Here is a 14,598-nt window from a genome sequence, read left to right on the forward strand (position 1 = left end):
CGGTCATCCGGGCAGGTGCACCGACGCCGCCAGCAGCCGCGTGACGACCTGATCGGCCAGCATCTCGGCCAGACGGGTGCGCGCATCGCCTTCGGCCGTCAGGGTGGCGATAGTGGTGCCGGTCGTGGAATACGAGGTGAAGTTGCTGACCCGGCCCTGCGCCAGAACCCGCCCCGTCCGGTCGGTCAGCGCGAAATCGGCGGTGCCGTTCAGCGAATAGCGGTTGGTCACCTCGTCCCGGGTGATCGCCTGCGGGACGACCCCCACGGTGATGCGGTAATCCAGATCGTATTGCGACCCCTCGCCGCCCAGACGCTCGGCCAGGCGGCGGTTGAAGGCGAAATCCTGATAGGTCTGGGGATCGCGCGGGCGGACCTTGCCGAACAGCCGCCGGCCCGCGCCGCCCGGGCCATAGACCGGCGTCAGCCCGCAGCCTGCAAGGGCCAGCAGCGCCAGCAGCACGGCGCGCCGGCCCTGGCGGTCAGGCGACCACATTGACGATCCGCCCCGGCACCACGATCAGCTTCCTGGGCACTGCGCCTTCCAGGAAGCGCTGCACGGTCTCGTCGGCCAGCACCATCGCCTCGATCTGGTCGCTGGGCATGTCCCGGGTGACGCGGATCTCGGTCCGGCGCTTGCCGTTGATCTGGATGGGCAGCGTCACCGTGTCGTCCTCCAGCAGCGCGGGATCCGCCTTGGGCCAGGGCGCATCGACCAGCAGGCCCTGCCCCCCGCCATGGCCCAGACATCCTCGGCCAGGTGCGGCACCATCGGGCCCATCAGCTGCGCCATGATCCGCAGGACGGCGCGGCGGCTCTCGCCCCCGGCGCCGGACTTGCCCAGGGCGTTCGCCAGTTCATAGATCCTGGCGACGGCCTTGTTGAAGGCGAAGCCCTCGATGGCCCTCGTCACCTCGGCGATGGCACGGTGCGCCGCGCGGGTCAGGTTGGGATCCTCGTCCCCCTCTCCCGCCTCGTCGGCCAGGCGCCAAACACGGGCCAGGAACTTGTTGGCGGCCTCGGCCCCGGCCGAGGTCCATTCCACGTCGCGTTCGGGCGGGCTGTCGGACAGCATGAACCAGCGGGCGGTGTCGGCGCCGAAGCTGGCGACGATGTTGACGGGATCGACGACGTTCTTCTTGGACTTCGACATCTTGGCCGAGGGGATCACCTCGACCGGCGTGCCGTCCGCCAGCCTGCCGTCGGTCACGTCCTCGGGCAGGTGATAGACCGGGCGGCCCCGGTCGTCGCGGGTCATGTAGATCTCGTGCGTCACCATGCCCTGCGTGAACAGCGCGTCGAAGGGTTCCCTGGCGCTTTCCGGCAGGTGACCGGTCCTGACCATGGCGCGGGCGAAGAACCGGGAATACAGCAGGTGCAGGATCGCGTGTTCGATGCCGCCGATATACTGGTCCACGTTCATCCAGTAATCCGCATCCGCCCGGTCGGTGGGTGTCTGCGCATGGGGGCTGGTGAAGCGCGCGTAATACCAGGACGAATCCACGAAGGTGTCCATCGTGTCCGTCTCGCGCAGCGCCGCGCCCCCGCAGCGCGGGCAGCGCGCCTGACGCCAGGTCGGGTGGCGGTCCAGCGGGTTGCCGGGCGCGTCGAAGGTCACGTCCTGCGGCAGCAGGACCGGCAGGTTCTCCTTGGCCTCGGGAACCGTGCCGCAGGCGTCGCAATGAAGCACCGGGATCGGACAGCCCCAATAGCGCTGGCGCGAGATGCCCCAGTCGCGCAGGCGGAACTTGGTCACGCCCTCGCCATAGCCGTTGGCCTCGGCATGGGCGATGGCGGCGGCGACCGCGGCCTCTCCGGTCTGTTCGGCCGCGCCGCTGAAGCCGCGCACATAGGTGACGGTCTCGGATTTCGGCGGAACGTAGGGTGCCTGTGCAACCATCGCGTCGGCCTGGTCCGGCGTCATGCCGCGCTGGCCGAAGGTGGCGCGGATCGGCAGCCCGTATTTCGTGGCGAATTCGTGGTCGCGTTCGTCATGCGCGGGGCTGCCGAAGATCGCCCCGGTGCCGTAATCCATCAGCACGAAATTGGCGATCCAGATCGGCAGGTGCCAGTCGGGGTCCAGCGGATGCCGCACCGTCAGGCCGGTATCGAGGCCCAGCTTGGGCGCGGTCTCGATGGCCTCCTCGGTGGTGCCGATGCGGCGGCAGTCCTCGACGAAGGAGGCGACGCGGGGATCGGCGGCGGCCAGATCCCTGACCAGAGGGTGGTCGGGCGACAGCGCCACGAAGGACGCCCCCATCAGCGTGTCGGGGCGGGTGGTATAGACCTCGATCGCCTCGAAGCCCTCGGGGGCGTTCACCGTCCGGAACCGCAACTGCAGGCCGCGCGACTTGCCGATCCAGTTGGCCTGCATCAGCCGCACCTTGTCGGGCCAGCCGGTCAGCCCGTCCAGCGCCGAAAGCAGTTCCTCGGAGTAGTCCGAGATGCGGAAGAACCACTGCGTCAGTTCCCGCCGTTCCACCGGGGCGCCCGACCGCCAGCCCCTTGCCGTCGATGACCTGTTCGTTGGCCAGCACCGTCATGTCCACCGGATCCCAGTTCACCTGCGCGGACTTGCGGGTGATGAGGCCGGCCGCCAGCATGTCCAGGAACATCGCCTGCTGCTGGTGGACGTAGTCGTCGTCGCAGGTCGCGAACTCGCGGCTCCAGTCGATCGACAGGCCCAGGGGCTTCAGCTGCTCGCGCATGGTGGCGATGTTGGCATAGGTCCAGTCGCGGGGATGGCCGCCCTGTTCCATCGCGGCGTTTTCCGCAGGCATCCCGAAGGCGTCCCACCCCATCGGGTGCAGCACGCTGAAGCCCTGGGCGCGCTTGAACCGCGCCACCACGTCGCCCATCGTGTAGTTGCGCACATGGCCCATGTGGATGCGCCCCGAGGGATAGGGGAACATCTCGAGCACGTAATACTTGGGGCGGTCGTCGCGCCGGGCGGTGAAGCTGCCGGCCTCGGCCCAGGCCTTCTGCCAACGGGATTCGCTGCTGGAGGGATCATAGGGCATCGTGCGGACCTTTGGCGTCGTTCGTCGCAGCCGGGTTTATACCCGCCCCCCGGCAGGTCCAGTGGGCGCCGCCCCGCGGACCCGCCCTGCGGGCGCCGCCTACAGGCGCCCGTCCTGGATCCGCAACTGCCGCGCGCGGGTCAGGATCGCGTCCTCGACCGCCCGCACGGTGCCGGGCTCGACCGCCGTCCCGCCGGGGCCCTGCAGCGACAGCTTGAGGCTGCGCGCGTCCAGCGCCGGATCGGCGATCTTGATGGTGGCGCGATAGGACCGTCCGCCGCCCGGCGGCGTTCCGTAACCGGTCTGGATCACCCCGGTGAAGGGATCGACCGTCTGCACCGGCAGGAAGTTCAGCACCTCGAGGCTGGCGTTCCACAGATACTTGTTCACGCCGACCGCGGTATTGGGGTCCTCGGACCCGTTCAGGGCATCCCAGATCGTCGTGCCCCGCACCTCGGGGCGCATGTCGGCGCTTTCCTGCGGGCCGGCATTCGGGCCGCCGCGGCCGCCGCAGGCAGCCAGTCCGGCGCAAAGCGTGGCGGCGACAATCAGGCGCGCGGCTGGTGCGGTTTTCATGCGGTCCCCCGTTCTTTCGCGTTGGCGAAGCTTTAGCCCGGATCGGCCCCGCGCCACAAGCGCCTTGCCCGGCCCGGCGAAACTTGCGGTTCCCGCCGTTCACGCAAAGGTGTGGCCCTTGTGCATCACAGATTCCGCCGTGGCTGCGGGGCCCATGCGATTCCGTTGCATCGTGAGGGCGGACGGGGGAAACAAACAGCATACCCAAGGCGGTAATGCCGGTTTGGGCATCAGAGAGACAAGAGGGAACTTGACATGAAAAAGGCTCTTATCGCCTCCACCGCACTGGTTCTGACAGCCGGCGTCGCCGCCGCCGACGTGACGATTTCCGGCTATGGCCGGACGGGTGTGCAGTACTACGAAGACGGCATCCTGACCGGCTTCGACCCGGTTCTGGGGATCGAGGGGGAAGAAACCCAGGTGATCTCGCGCCTGCGGATGAACATCGACGCCGCGACCTCGACCGATCAGGGCGTGGACTTCGGCGCCCGCTTCCGCATCCAGTGGGACCAGAACAGCAACTCGCGCGGCGACCAGGCCGAACTGAACGCCGGCAAGCTGTATGTCACCTCCAGCGGCCTGACGGTCGAGGTTGGTAACGTCGAAGGCGCGATCGATACCTCCAAACTCATCTATGCCTCGGAACTCGGCGCCTTCGACCGTTCGGTTGGCGGCAACGCCCTCGGGTCCTACTTCGCCTATGTGACCGGACCCTATGAAGATGACGACCGGGTGGGCGTCTATGCGGTCTACACGCTGGACACCCTGAAGATCGGCGTATCCTATATCGACCCCGATCAGACCGGCTTCCGCGAAGACTCCATCATCTTCGATCCGGATGCGGGCGAGGACGGCGAAGGCGCCTTCGTCGAGCAGAACGTCGAGGAAGAGTTCTCGCTGGTCATCGACTATACCTGGCAAGAGCGTCTGGAACTGTCGGCCGGTCTTGCCATTAACGGCGGCGGGGTCGAGGATCATGACGTCTACTTCGTCGGTGCCCGCTACGCCGTCATGGAAAACGCCCGCATCGGCCTGAACTGGTACGACAACGGCGAAGCCGGCAGCATCACCGGCATCAGCGGCAACTCGCCCGAGCCTTTCCTCCTCGATGACCTCGGCAACACCGTCACGCTTTATGGCGACTATACCCTGGCCGACGGCCTGACCAACATCGAAGCCTACATCGCCAACAACAGCGGCGACTGGACGCAGAAGGAAACCGACAACTCGTTCGGTATCGGCGTCAACTACGACCTGGGCGGTGCCCGTCTGGGCGCCTCGATCCAGCGCGACTACCAAGAGCGCGTGACCGCCGACATGGGCGTGCGCTTCGACTTCTGATCCTCTGGATCGGCAGTCAAACTGAGGAGCGGGCCTTGCGCCCGCTCTTTTCTTTTGTCTTGTCGCCTCATGGGACTGGATGACATCAGGCGCCGCATCGCCGCGGCCGAGGAACGGGCCGGCCGGGCGCCCGGCAGCGTCACGCTGATCGCCGTCAGCAAGGTGCAGCCCGAAAGCCGCGTGACCGGCGCGCTGCAGGCCGGGCACCGCGTCTTCGGCGAGAACTACGTCCAGGAAGCCCAAGGCAAGTGGCCCGGCTGGCGCGCCCGCTGGCCCGGGATCGAGCTGCACATGATCGGCCCGCTGCAGTCCAACAAGGCCAGGGCCGCGGTCGACCTGTTCGACGCCATCCACACGCTGGACCGCATGACGCTGGCGCGCAAGCTGGCCCAGCAGATCGCCCAGCAGGGGCGCAGCCCGCGGCTGTTCATCCAGGTCAACACCGGGGACGAGCCGCAGAAGGCGGGGATCCTGGCCGACGAACTGCCGGTCTTCCTGTCGTCCTGCCGCGATCTGGGCCTGTCGCCGCAGGGCCTGATGTGCATCCCGCCCGAGGGTCAGGACCCCCTGCCCCATTTCCGCCTGCTGCGCAGGCTGGCGCAGGACCACGGCCTGCCGGATCTGTCGATGGGCATGAGCGCGGATTTCGAGACGGCGATCGCCGAGGGTGCGACCCATGTGCGCGTCGGCTCGGCCATCTTCGGGGCGCGCGACCACGGCTGATTCCTCTTGCGGAACGCCTTGGTCCCGCGTATTCCCGGCGGCGGGACACCCTTCCCCAACGAAGGGCTTTTTAGCTGGAAGGCTAGCATGAAAGACCTGACCACTCCGGTGGCGCGCCCGGCAAACCCGCGCTTTTCCTCTGGCCCCTGCGCCAAGATCCCCCATTACAGTCTGGACCTGCTGGCGGACGCTCCTCTGGGCCGTTCGCACCGCGCCGCCGTCGGCAAGGCCAGGCTGGCCGAGGCGATCGACCTGACGCGCGAGGTTCTGCAGGTCCCCGCCGACTATCGCATCGGCATCGTTCCCGGTTCGGACACCGGTGCGGTCGAGATGGCGATGTGGTCGCTGCTGGGCGCCCGCCCGGTCGAGATGCTGGCCTGGGAAAGCTTCGGCGAGGGCTGGGTCACGGATGCCGTGAAGCAGCTGAAGCTGGATGCGACCATCCGCAAGGCGGATTACGGCCGGATCGTGGACTTCGCGCAGGTGGATTTCGACAGGGACGTGGTCTTTACCTGGAACGGCACCACCAGCGGCGTGCGCGTCCCCAACGGCGATGCGATCCCGGCGGATCGCGCGGGCCTGACCATCTGCGACGCGACAAGCGCGGCCTTCGCCATGGACCTGCCCTTCGACAAGCTGGATGTGGTGACCTTCAGCTGGCAGAAGGTGCTGGGCGGCGAAGGCGCGCACGGGATGCTGATCCTGTCGCCGCGCGCCGTCGAGCGTCTGGAAACCCATACCCCCGCTTGGCCGCTGCCCAAGATCTTCCGCCTGACCAAGGGCGGCAAGCTGATCGAGGGGATCTTCCAGGGCGAGACGATCAACACGCCGTCGATGCTGGCGGTCGAGGATTACCTGGTCGCCCTGAAATGGGCGAAGGGCCTGGGCGGCCTTCCGGCGCTGACCGCGCGCGCCGATGCCAACGCCGCCGCGGTGCGCGACTTCATCGCGGACAAGGACTGGATCGCCGATCTGGCCGAGGATCCGGCGACGGCGTCCAACACCAGCGTCTGCCTGCGCTTCACCGATCCCGCCATCAGGGACGGCGCGGCCTTCGCCAAGGCCGTCGCCAGGCGGCTGGAGAAGGAAGGCGTGGCCCTGGATGCCGGCGCCTATCGCGACGCGCCGCCGGGGCTGCGGATCTGGTGCGGCTCGACGGTCGAGACCGGCGATGTCGCGGCGCTGATGCCCTGGATCGAATGGGCCTACCGCGCCGAGCTGGCCGCGCAGGGCTGAGCGCCCGGCCCGGCCGCGCCGGGGGACTTTGCGTCCCCCGGACCCCCTGCAGGATATTTCCCCACAGAAGATGAACAGCGCCCCGGGGTGATGGGTGCCGCACAGAAGGATGAGCTGACATGCCGAAGGTTCTCGTGTCCGACAAGCTGTCGGAAACCGCCGTCCAGATCTTTCGCGATCGCGGGGTCGAGGTCGATTACCTGCCCGACCTGGGCAAGGACAAGGACAAGCTGGCCGAGGTGATCGGACAATACGACGGCCTGGCGATCCGGTCGGCGACGAAGGTGACCGAAAAGCTGCTGGAGCGCGCCAGCAATCTGCGGGTGATCGGCCGGGCGGGGATCGGCGTGGACAACGTGGACATCCCGGCGGCCTCGAAGAAGGGCGTGATCGTGATGAACACGCCCTTCGGCAACAGCGTCACCACCGCCGAACACGCCATCGCCATGATGTTCGCCGTCGCCCGCCAACTGCCCGAGGCCAGCGCCTCGACCCATGCCGGAAAGTGGGAGAAGAACCGCTTCATGGGGGTCGAGCTGTTCAACAAGACCCTGGGCGTGATCGGCGCCGGCAACATCGGCTCGATCGTCATCGACCGGGCGCTGGGCCTGCACATGAAGGTGCTGGCCTACGACCCCTTCCTGTCGCCCGAGCGCGCAAGGGAGATCGGCGCCACCAAGGTCGAACTGGACGAGCTGCTGGCAAGGTCCGACTTCATCACCCTGCACGTGCCCCTGACCGAGAAGACCAGGAACATCCTCTCGCGCGAGGCGATCGCCAGGCTGAAGCCGGGCGTGCGCATCATCAACTGCGCCCGGGGCGGGCTGGTGGACGAGGAGGCCCTGGCCGAAGCGCTGAAGGAGGGCCGGGTTGCCGGCGCGGCCTTCGACGTCTTCGCCGTGGAGCCGGCGACCGACAGCCCGCTGTTCAACCTTCCCAACGTGGTGGTGACCCCGCATCTGGGCGCATCCACCACCGAGGCGCAGGAAAACGTGGCCCTGCAGGTGGCTGAGCAGATGTCGGATTACCTGCTGACGGGGGCGGTGCAGAACGCGCTGAACATGCCCTCGGTCACGGCCGAGGAAGCCGCCGTCATGGGGCCCTGGATCAGGCTGGCGGGCCATCTGGGGGCCTTCGTGGGCCAGATGACCGACGAGCCGATCAAGGCCATCAACGTCCTTTACGACGGCCTTGCTGCGACCATGAACCTGAACGCGCTGAACGCGGCGGTCATCGCCGGCGTGATGAAGGCCACCAACCCGGACGTGAACATGGTCTCGGCCCCCGTCATCGCCAAGGAGCGCGGCGTGCAGGTTGCCACCACCACGCAGGACAAGGCCGGCGTCTTCGAGGGCTACATCAAGCTGACCGTCGTCACCGACACTCGCGAACGGTCGATCGCGGGCACCGTCTTCAGCGACGGCAAGCCGCGCTTCATCCAGATCCGCGGCATCAACATCGATGCCGAGGTCGGGCGGCACATGCTCTATACGCGCAACAAGGACGTGCCGGGGGTGATCGGGGCGCTGGGCATGACGCTGGGCGATCTGGGCGTGAACATCGCGAACTTCACGCTGGGACGGTCCACCCAGGGCAACGACGCCATCGCGATCCTGTATCTGGACGAGCCGATCAGCGACGAGGCCCTGGCCAGCTTGCAGAAGACCGGCAAGTTCCTCCAGGCCCGCCGGCTGGAGTTCGAGGTTTGACGATCCCGCCCCGCGCCCTTAGGCAAGGGGGCGGGGCACGTCCTGCCGGACGAAGCAGCGGAGGCGGCGATGCGGCTTTACGTGATTGGCGATGTTCACGGGCATCTGGACCAGCTGAAGGCCGCCCATGAGCGCATCTTCCGCGACGGCGGCCGGGACGCGACCATCGCCCATGTAGGCGACCTGATCGACCGGGGGCCGGATTCCCGCGGCGTCGTCGATCATCTGATGCGGGGGCAGGCCCTGGGACGGCGCTGGATCGTCACGCGGGGCAATCACGACCGCTTCCTGCCGCAATACGTCCTGCAACCCGAATGGGTGGATCCCGGCCTGGGTTCGAGACTGCACTGGACGCTGCATTCCAGTCTGGGCGCCCCGGAAACGCTGCGGTCCTATGGCGTCGATCCCGCACTGCCGCCCGCGGCGATGCTGGCCCAGGCCAAGCGCGCGGTGCCGGCGGATCATGTGACCTATCTGGCGTCGCTGCCGCTGTATTTCCTGCATCCGCTGGCCCTTGTGGTTCATGCCGGCATCCGCCCCGAGGTCGATCTGCAGGCGCAGACCGAGGAGGATCTGGTCTGGATCCGCCAGGGCTTTCTGGACAGCCGGGCGGATCACGGCCCGCTGGTCGTCCACGGCCATACCGCCATCCAGACCGCCACCCATTACGGCAACCGCCTGAACGTCGATGGCGGCGCCGCCTATGGGCGGCCGCTCTGCGCGGTGGTGATCGAGCCTGGGGCGGTGCATCTGCTGACCGACGACGGCCGCGTTCCGCTAGAGCCAGAAAGTTCCCGAGGCGGCTGACGGCGCCTGCCCCGCTGATTCGCTTCGGCTTGGCCCCGGTTGGCAATGTCCCTGGTCCGGCCGGCAAGGGCGTTGATCCGCCCATGCCGCCCGAGACTTGCTGGCAGGGGGATTCGGATGCTCCGGCCCGCCCGTCGCCCTCAGGCGGCCGGCCGACCCTGCCTTGGGGACCCTGCCGGTCGATGCGCCCGGCGCAGCCGGTTTCCCGCAAGACGCCTTTTTTTGTACCCGGCGGGCGCTTCTTTTCAAGCCGCTGTCGGTCAAGACCTTCCGGCCGCCCGAAAGATGGTGCCGGCCTGCGGGCTGGGTGCCGCCCGGGATCCGCAGGATCGGCCGGGACGGGGAGGCCCCGCATGGCACGCCGGGGGGATCGTCCGGGCGGCTTTTGCAGGCCGATCAATGCCGGTCCTGTGGCTGCGGCGCCCGGGGAATCGTGCAAATGCTGGCGATCCGGTGGACAAAATCGGTCCGAGGCGCTAGAACGCCCATCAGACCGGCCGTGAAGCCTATGGAAGATCTATGCCCATGCAAGGACAACATCGCATCGCCAAATATGGACTGGGACAGGTGGTGCGCCACCGCAACCGGCCGTTCCGCGGGGTGATCTTCGACGTCGATCCCGTCTTTGCCAATACCCAGGAATGGTACGACTCCATCCCCGAGGATGTGCGTCCGGCCAAGGACCAGCCCTTCTACCACCTCTATGCCGAAACCGAGGCGACCTATTACGTCGCCTATGTCTCGGAGCAGAACCTGGTGCCCGACCATTCGGGCGAGCCTCTGGAACACCCCGAGGTCTTCGAGATGTTCGGCGATTTCGAGGATGGGCGCTATCCGCTGATGGGCCCGATGAACTGAGGCGGCTGATAGGGGATGGTGAAGGCCAGGCAGTTGCGCTGTTCCTCGCGGTAATAGCACAGGGCCTGCGTCAGCCCCTGGATCAGGCACCAGCCGAAGCCGCCTTCGGGCAGGTCCAGCGGATCCAGCGCCGGCAGGGTCCGGGGCAGCAGGCAGTCGGGCGGCAGCATTCCCCCGTCGTCGGTGATCGCGCAGGACAGGCCCGTGTCGTGCATGACCACGCACAGATGCATCGAGCGCGGCCCGGCGGCTGCGGCCTCGACGTCGGCGGCGTGTTCGGCGACGTTGTTCATCACCTCGGCCAGGACCAGTTCCAGCCGGCCCATGGTGTCGGGGCTGACGGCCGGGGCAAAGCGCAGGCGCAGATCCGAGAGCGCCTGGCGCACCTCGAAGGGATCGGCCATCAGGACACGGTGAAACATCGGCCGCGTCCGGGAAACGTGGCGCGGGATCGAGCCGGCGTTCTGCCGTTCGGTGGAACTCATGAAGCTACTCCTGTGGGGTGGTGGCCGGGCGAATCTCGAAGACGCTGTCCATCCGCGTCAGCCGGAAGACGCGTTCGACGTTGGGGGTCAGCCCGTCCAGCACCAGCGGCAGGCTTTCGGGCAGGGCCTTGCGGACCGCGATCATGGCGCCAAGGCCCGAACTGTCCATGAAGTCCACGCAGCGCATGTCCAGCCGGACGGGCTTGCGGATGCGCAGCACGATCTCGCGCAGGTGGTCCTTGAACCGGGTGGCGATGGCGGCGTCGATGCGCGGTTCCTCGACGGTGACGGTCAGATTGGCTTCCGTTTCGTTGACGATCAGTTTGGGCATGTCGATCCTCTGCGCTTCCAGGGACCGACATTAGGGCGAAAAGGTTACGATCCGGTAAGCGCCGCGGCTTGCGCCCTGCCTGCAAAGACGGCAGCCCAGGCGCCCGCCCCGTACCTGCCGAAGGACCCTGCGCGGCCTGCGGAACTTTCGCGCAGGCTGCGCCATTTCCCCTGTGGACTTGGCGAAAACCGTCTTCGATCATCGAAGGAAGAAGGCCCGCGAAGGGTCCGGTGTCAGCGGGTGGATGGATGACCTATTACAACGAGATGTTCGAAGGATCGCAGGTCCGCGAGCCCTATGCGCGCCTCAGCCAATGGGTCGAGACCATGCCCGCCGATTTCCGGCAGATGAAGCAGGCCGAGGCCGAGGCCCTGTTCCGCCGCATCGGCATCACCTTCGCCGTCTATGGCGAGGGGGGCGACCCGGACCGGCTGATTCCCTTCGACATGATGCCCCGCGTCTTCGAGCAGGCCGAGTGGCGCCGCCTCGAACGCGGCATCAAGCAGCGCGCCCGGGCGCTGAACGCGTTCCTGCGCGATGTCTATGGCCGGGCCGAGATCGTGCGCGCCGGCCGCATCCCGGCCCGGCTGGTCTATCAGAACGACGCCTACGAGAAGGCGGTGGTCGGCGTGGTGCCGCCGCGCGGGGTCTATTCCCACATCATCGGCATCGACCTGGTGCGCACCGCCAAGGATCAGTTCTACGTGCTGGAGGACAACTGCCGCACGCCCTCGGGCGTCAGCTACATGCTGGAGAACCGGGAAATCATGATGCGGATGTTTCCGGGCCTGTTCCGCGGCAACCGGATCGAGCCGGTGGACCAGTATCCCCAGCTTCTGCGGCGCACTCTGGAATCCCTGGCGCCCGCGAAATGCGAGGGCCGGCCCACCTGCGTGATCCTGACGCCCGGCCATTTCAACAGCGCCTATTACGAACACAGCTTCCTGGCCAACCTGATGGGGATGGAGCTGGTCGAGGGCGCCGACCTGTTCGTGGACGGGGAATTCGTCTTCATGCGCACGACGCAGGGTCCGAAGCGGGTCGATGTGATCTATCGCCGGATCGACGATCCGTTCCTGGATCCGCTGTGCTTCCGGCCCGATCTCGCTTCTGGGGGTGCCGGGGCTGATGGACGTCTATCGCTCGGGCGGGGTGTCCATCTGTTCGGCGCCCGGCGCGGGCGTGGCCGACGACAAGGCGATCTACACCTTCGTCCCCGAGATGGTCCGCTTCTATCTGGGCGAGGAGCCGCTGCTGCAGAACGTCCAGACCTGGACGCTGTGGAAGGACGACGACTATCGCTACGTGATGGAGAACCTGCCCGACTTGGTGGTAAAGGAGGTCCACGGATCGGGCGGCTACGGGATGCTGGTGGGGCCCAAGGCCACCCGCGACGAGATCGAGGCCTTCCGCGCCAAGATCGAGGCCGATCCGGGCAACTATATCGCCCAGCCGACGCTGGCCCTGTCCACCTGCCCCACCTTCGTCGAGGAGGGCCTGGCGCCCCGCCATGTGGATCTGCGCCCCTACTGCCTGTGCGGCGACCGGATCGAGCTTGTGCCGGGCGGGCTGACGCGGGTGGCGCTGCGCGAAGGCAGCCTTGTCGTGAACTCGTCGCAGGGCGGGGGCGTCAAGGATACCTGGGTCCTGTCGGAATAGGGGGACGCAGATGCTCAGCCGCACCGCCGCCAACCTGTTCTGGATGGGCCGCCACCTGGAACGCGCCGAGACCGCCGCCCGCCTGCTGGACGTGGGCCAGCGGATCACGCTTCTGCCCAACACCGCCTCGGGCTATCAGAACGAATGGAACTCGCTGCTGCAGGCCTCGGGAACGGCCACGCTGTTTTCCGAGAAATACGGCGAGATCAGCCAGGAGACCATCGAGGAGTTCATCTTCTTCGACCGCCAGAACCCGTCCTCGGTCATGTCCTGCGTCGAGAAGGCGCGCGAGGCCGGCCGCATCGTCCGCACGGCCCTGACCAGCCAAGTCTGGGACGCGCTGAACATGGCCTATCAGGATCTGCGCCGCATCGAGAAGACGCCCCGCGACACCATCCACATCCCCACGCTGACCGAGGTGACAACCAGCCACACCTCGACCGTCCGGGGCGCCATCAACGCCACCCAGCTTCGCAACGACGGCTGGCACTTCATGAACCTGGGCTATGGCCTGGAACGGGCGGACGCCACCGCGCGGCTGCTGGACGTCAAGTATTACGTGCTGCTGCCGCGGATCGAATTCGTCGGATCGGGGCTGGACAGCTATCAGTGGCAGGTGATCCTGCGCGCGCTGTCGGCGCACCGGGCCTATCACTGGGCCTATGGCGGCGATATCACCGCGGGCCGGGTGGCCGACTTCCTGATCCTGAACGACGAGAACCCCCGCTCGCTGGTCACCTCGCTCGACGAGACGCTCTGGAACCTCGAAAGGCTGGCGCGCCGCTATGGCGAGGCGGTTCCCGCCACCGCGCGCGACAAGGCACGCGAGGTGCTGGGGCGGCTCCAGGCCCACGACATCGACATGATCTTCGACGAGGGGCTGCACGAATTCCTGACCTGGTTCATCGGCGAGATCGGCACCATCTCGACGCTGGTGCACGAGGATTACCTGCTGGGAGGGGCGTGAGGCCATGAAACTGCGCGTCTTCCACCAGACGTCCTACCGCTATGACCGCCCGGCGCGGAACCTGGTGCAAAGCCTGCGCCTGACGCCATCCGTCTTCGAGGGGCAGCGCCGGCAGGACTGGGACATCGAGGTGTCGGGCGGGATCCGCGGCCCCGGCTTCCGCGACGGCGCGGGCGACTGGATCGAAGGCTGGACCGTCCGCGGCCCGACCAACGAGGTCACCGTCACCGTCACCGGCTGCATCGAGACGCGCGACACCGCGGGGGTGCTGCGCGGCCATCGCGAACTGATCCACCCCCTGACCTATGGGCGCCACACCGCGCAGACCCGGCCGGACGCGGGCCTGCGAGAGCTTGCCGCATCGGTCGGCCCGGTCGCGGATCCGCTGGATCTGGCGCACCGCCTGGCGGCGGCGGTCGCGGAGGCGATCCTCTATGCCCCCGGCCGGACCGGGTTCCACACCACCGCCGCCGAGGCCCTGGCGCAGGGCGAAGGGGTCTGCCAGGACCACGCCCAGGCCCTGACCGCGGTGGCCCGGCTGCGCGATCTGCCGGCACGCTATGTCTCGGGCTATCTGCACACCACCGCGGAGGGCGAGGCGCACGAGGCCGCCCATGCCTGGGCCGAAATCCATGTCGAGGGGCTGGGCTGGGTGGGTTTCGACCCGGCCAACCGCTGCTGCCCCGACGAACGCTATATCCGGCTGGGATCGGGCCTTGACGCCTCGGACGCGGCGCCCATCCGGGGCATTTCCGCGGGCCACGGGGCCGAGACGCTGGACGTGACGGTGAAGGTCGAGGAACTGGACCGGCTTCAGGCACAAGTCCAGGCCCAGAGCCAGGGCCAGACCCAGGGCTGAGACAGGAAGGCGCGGGGCCGCCGGGATC

12 protein-coding genes and 2 pseudogenes are annotated in these 14,598 nt (G+C 67.6%); 9 read left to right on the forward strand and 5 right to left on the reverse strand.

Features of this window, described 5'->3' with window-relative positions; all coding sequences use genetic code 11:
• Positions 1-3: 3 nt before the first annotated feature.
• The 3 genes and pseudogenes from lptE to ACZ1HC_RS05350 form a co-directional block, all read right to left on the reverse strand.
• The gene (lptE, locus tag ACZ1HC_RS05340; protein ID WP_472699058.1) at positions 4-495 is read right to left on the reverse strand and encodes an LPS assembly lipoprotein LptE; all 492 of its coding nucleotides are present in this window, start codon (positions 493-495) and stop codon (positions 4-6) included.
• Positions 482-3,019 (reverse strand): annotated as a pseudogene (gene leuS, locus ACZ1HC_RS05345) (leucine--tRNA ligase). Before leuS ends, lptE begins: the two are co-directional and overlap by 14 nt.
• Positions 3,020-3,118: 99 nt before the next feature.
• Positions 3,119-3,595 (reverse strand): DUF3576 domain-containing protein, encoded by a 477-nt coding sequence (locus tag ACZ1HC_RS05350; protein ID WP_472699059.1) that lies wholly within the window; start codon positions 3,593-3,595, stop codon positions 3,119-3,121.
• Between the two features lie 255 nt (positions 3,596-3,850).
• Here ACZ1HC_RS05350 and ACZ1HC_RS05355 point away from each other — a divergent pair, with 255 nt between their 5' ends.
• The 6 genes from ACZ1HC_RS05355 to hspQ all read left to right on the forward strand — a co-directional run bounded on the left by ACZ1HC_RS05355 (position 3,851) and on the right by hspQ (position 10,269).
• Positions 3,851-4,936 carry a porin gene (locus ACZ1HC_RS05355; RefSeq protein WP_472699060.1) on the forward strand — a complete coding sequence of 362 codons (1,086 nt, stop codon included), beginning with the start codon at positions 3,851-3,853 and terminating at the stop codon, positions 4,934-4,936.
• 69 nt (positions 4,937-5,005) lie between these two features.
• Positions 5,006-5,659, forward strand: coding sequence for a YggS family pyridoxal phosphate-dependent enzyme (locus ACZ1HC_RS05360; protein WP_472699061.1), 654 nt, complete (start codon positions 5,006-5,008; stop codon positions 5,657-5,659).
• 87 nt (positions 5,660-5,746) lie between these two features.
• Positions 5,747-6,895 carry a phosphoserine transaminase gene (locus tag ACZ1HC_RS05365; RefSeq protein ID WP_472699062.1) on the forward strand — a complete coding sequence of 383 codons (1,149 nt, stop codon included), beginning with the start codon at positions 5,747-5,749 and terminating at the stop codon, positions 6,893-6,895.
• A 119-nt stretch (positions 6,896-7,014) separates the two neighbouring features.
• The gene (gene serA / locus ACZ1HC_RS05370; protein ID WP_472699063.1) at positions 7,015-8,604 is read left to right on the forward strand and encodes a phosphoglycerate dehydrogenase; all 1,590 of its coding nucleotides are present in this window, start codon (positions 7,015-7,017) and stop codon (positions 8,602-8,604) included.
• A 69-nt stretch (positions 8,605-8,673) separates the two neighbouring features.
• Positions 8,674-9,411, forward strand: coding sequence for a metallophosphoesterase (locus tag ACZ1HC_RS05375; protein ID WP_472699064.1), 738 nt, complete (start codon positions 8,674-8,676; stop codon positions 9,409-9,411).
• A 519-nt stretch (positions 9,412-9,930) separates the two neighbouring features.
• The gene (gene hspQ, locus ACZ1HC_RS05380; RefSeq protein ID WP_472699065.1) at positions 9,931-10,269 is read left to right on the forward strand and encodes a heat shock protein HspQ; all 339 of its coding nucleotides are present in this window, start codon (positions 9,931-9,933) and stop codon (positions 10,267-10,269) included.
• Here the strand turns inward: hspQ and ACZ1HC_RS05385 are convergent.
• On the reverse strand, positions 10,242-10,754 hold the full coding sequence (locus ACZ1HC_RS05385) for an ATP-binding protein (RefSeq protein WP_472699066.1): 513 nt from the start codon (positions 10,752-10,754) through the stop codon (positions 10,242-10,244). The genes hspQ and ACZ1HC_RS05385 overlap by 28 nt on opposite strands.
• A gap of 4 nt (positions 10,755-10,758) precedes the next feature.
• Positions 10,759-11,085 carry an STAS domain-containing protein gene (locus tag ACZ1HC_RS05390; RefSeq protein ID WP_472699067.1) on the reverse strand — a complete coding sequence of 109 codons (327 nt, stop codon included), beginning with the start codon at positions 11,083-11,085 and terminating at the stop codon, positions 10,759-10,761.
• 248 nt (positions 11,086-11,333) lie between these two features.
• Here ACZ1HC_RS05390 and ACZ1HC_RS05395 point away from each other — a divergent pair.
• The 3 genes and pseudogenes from ACZ1HC_RS05395 to ACZ1HC_RS05405 all read left to right on the forward strand — a co-directional run bounded on the left by ACZ1HC_RS05395 (position 11,334) and on the right by ACZ1HC_RS05405 (position 14,570).
• Positions 11,334-12,744 (forward strand): annotated as a pseudogene (locus ACZ1HC_RS05395) (circularly permuted type 2 ATP-grasp protein).
• A gap of 10 nt (positions 12,745-12,754) precedes the next feature.
• Positions 12,755-13,711, forward strand: coding sequence for an alpha-E domain-containing protein (locus ACZ1HC_RS05400; RefSeq protein ID WP_472699068.1), 957 nt, complete (start codon positions 12,755-12,757; stop codon positions 13,709-13,711).
• Positions 13,712-13,715: 4 nt separating this feature from the next.
• Positions 13,716-14,570, forward strand: a complete 855-nt coding sequence (locus ACZ1HC_RS05405) for a transglutaminase family protein (RefSeq protein ID WP_472699069.1) — start codon at positions 13,716-13,718, stop codon at positions 14,568-14,570.
• Positions 14,571-14,598: the final 28 nt, after the last annotated feature.

This window comes from Paracoccus sp. BR5-17 (genome assembly GCF_055693925.1).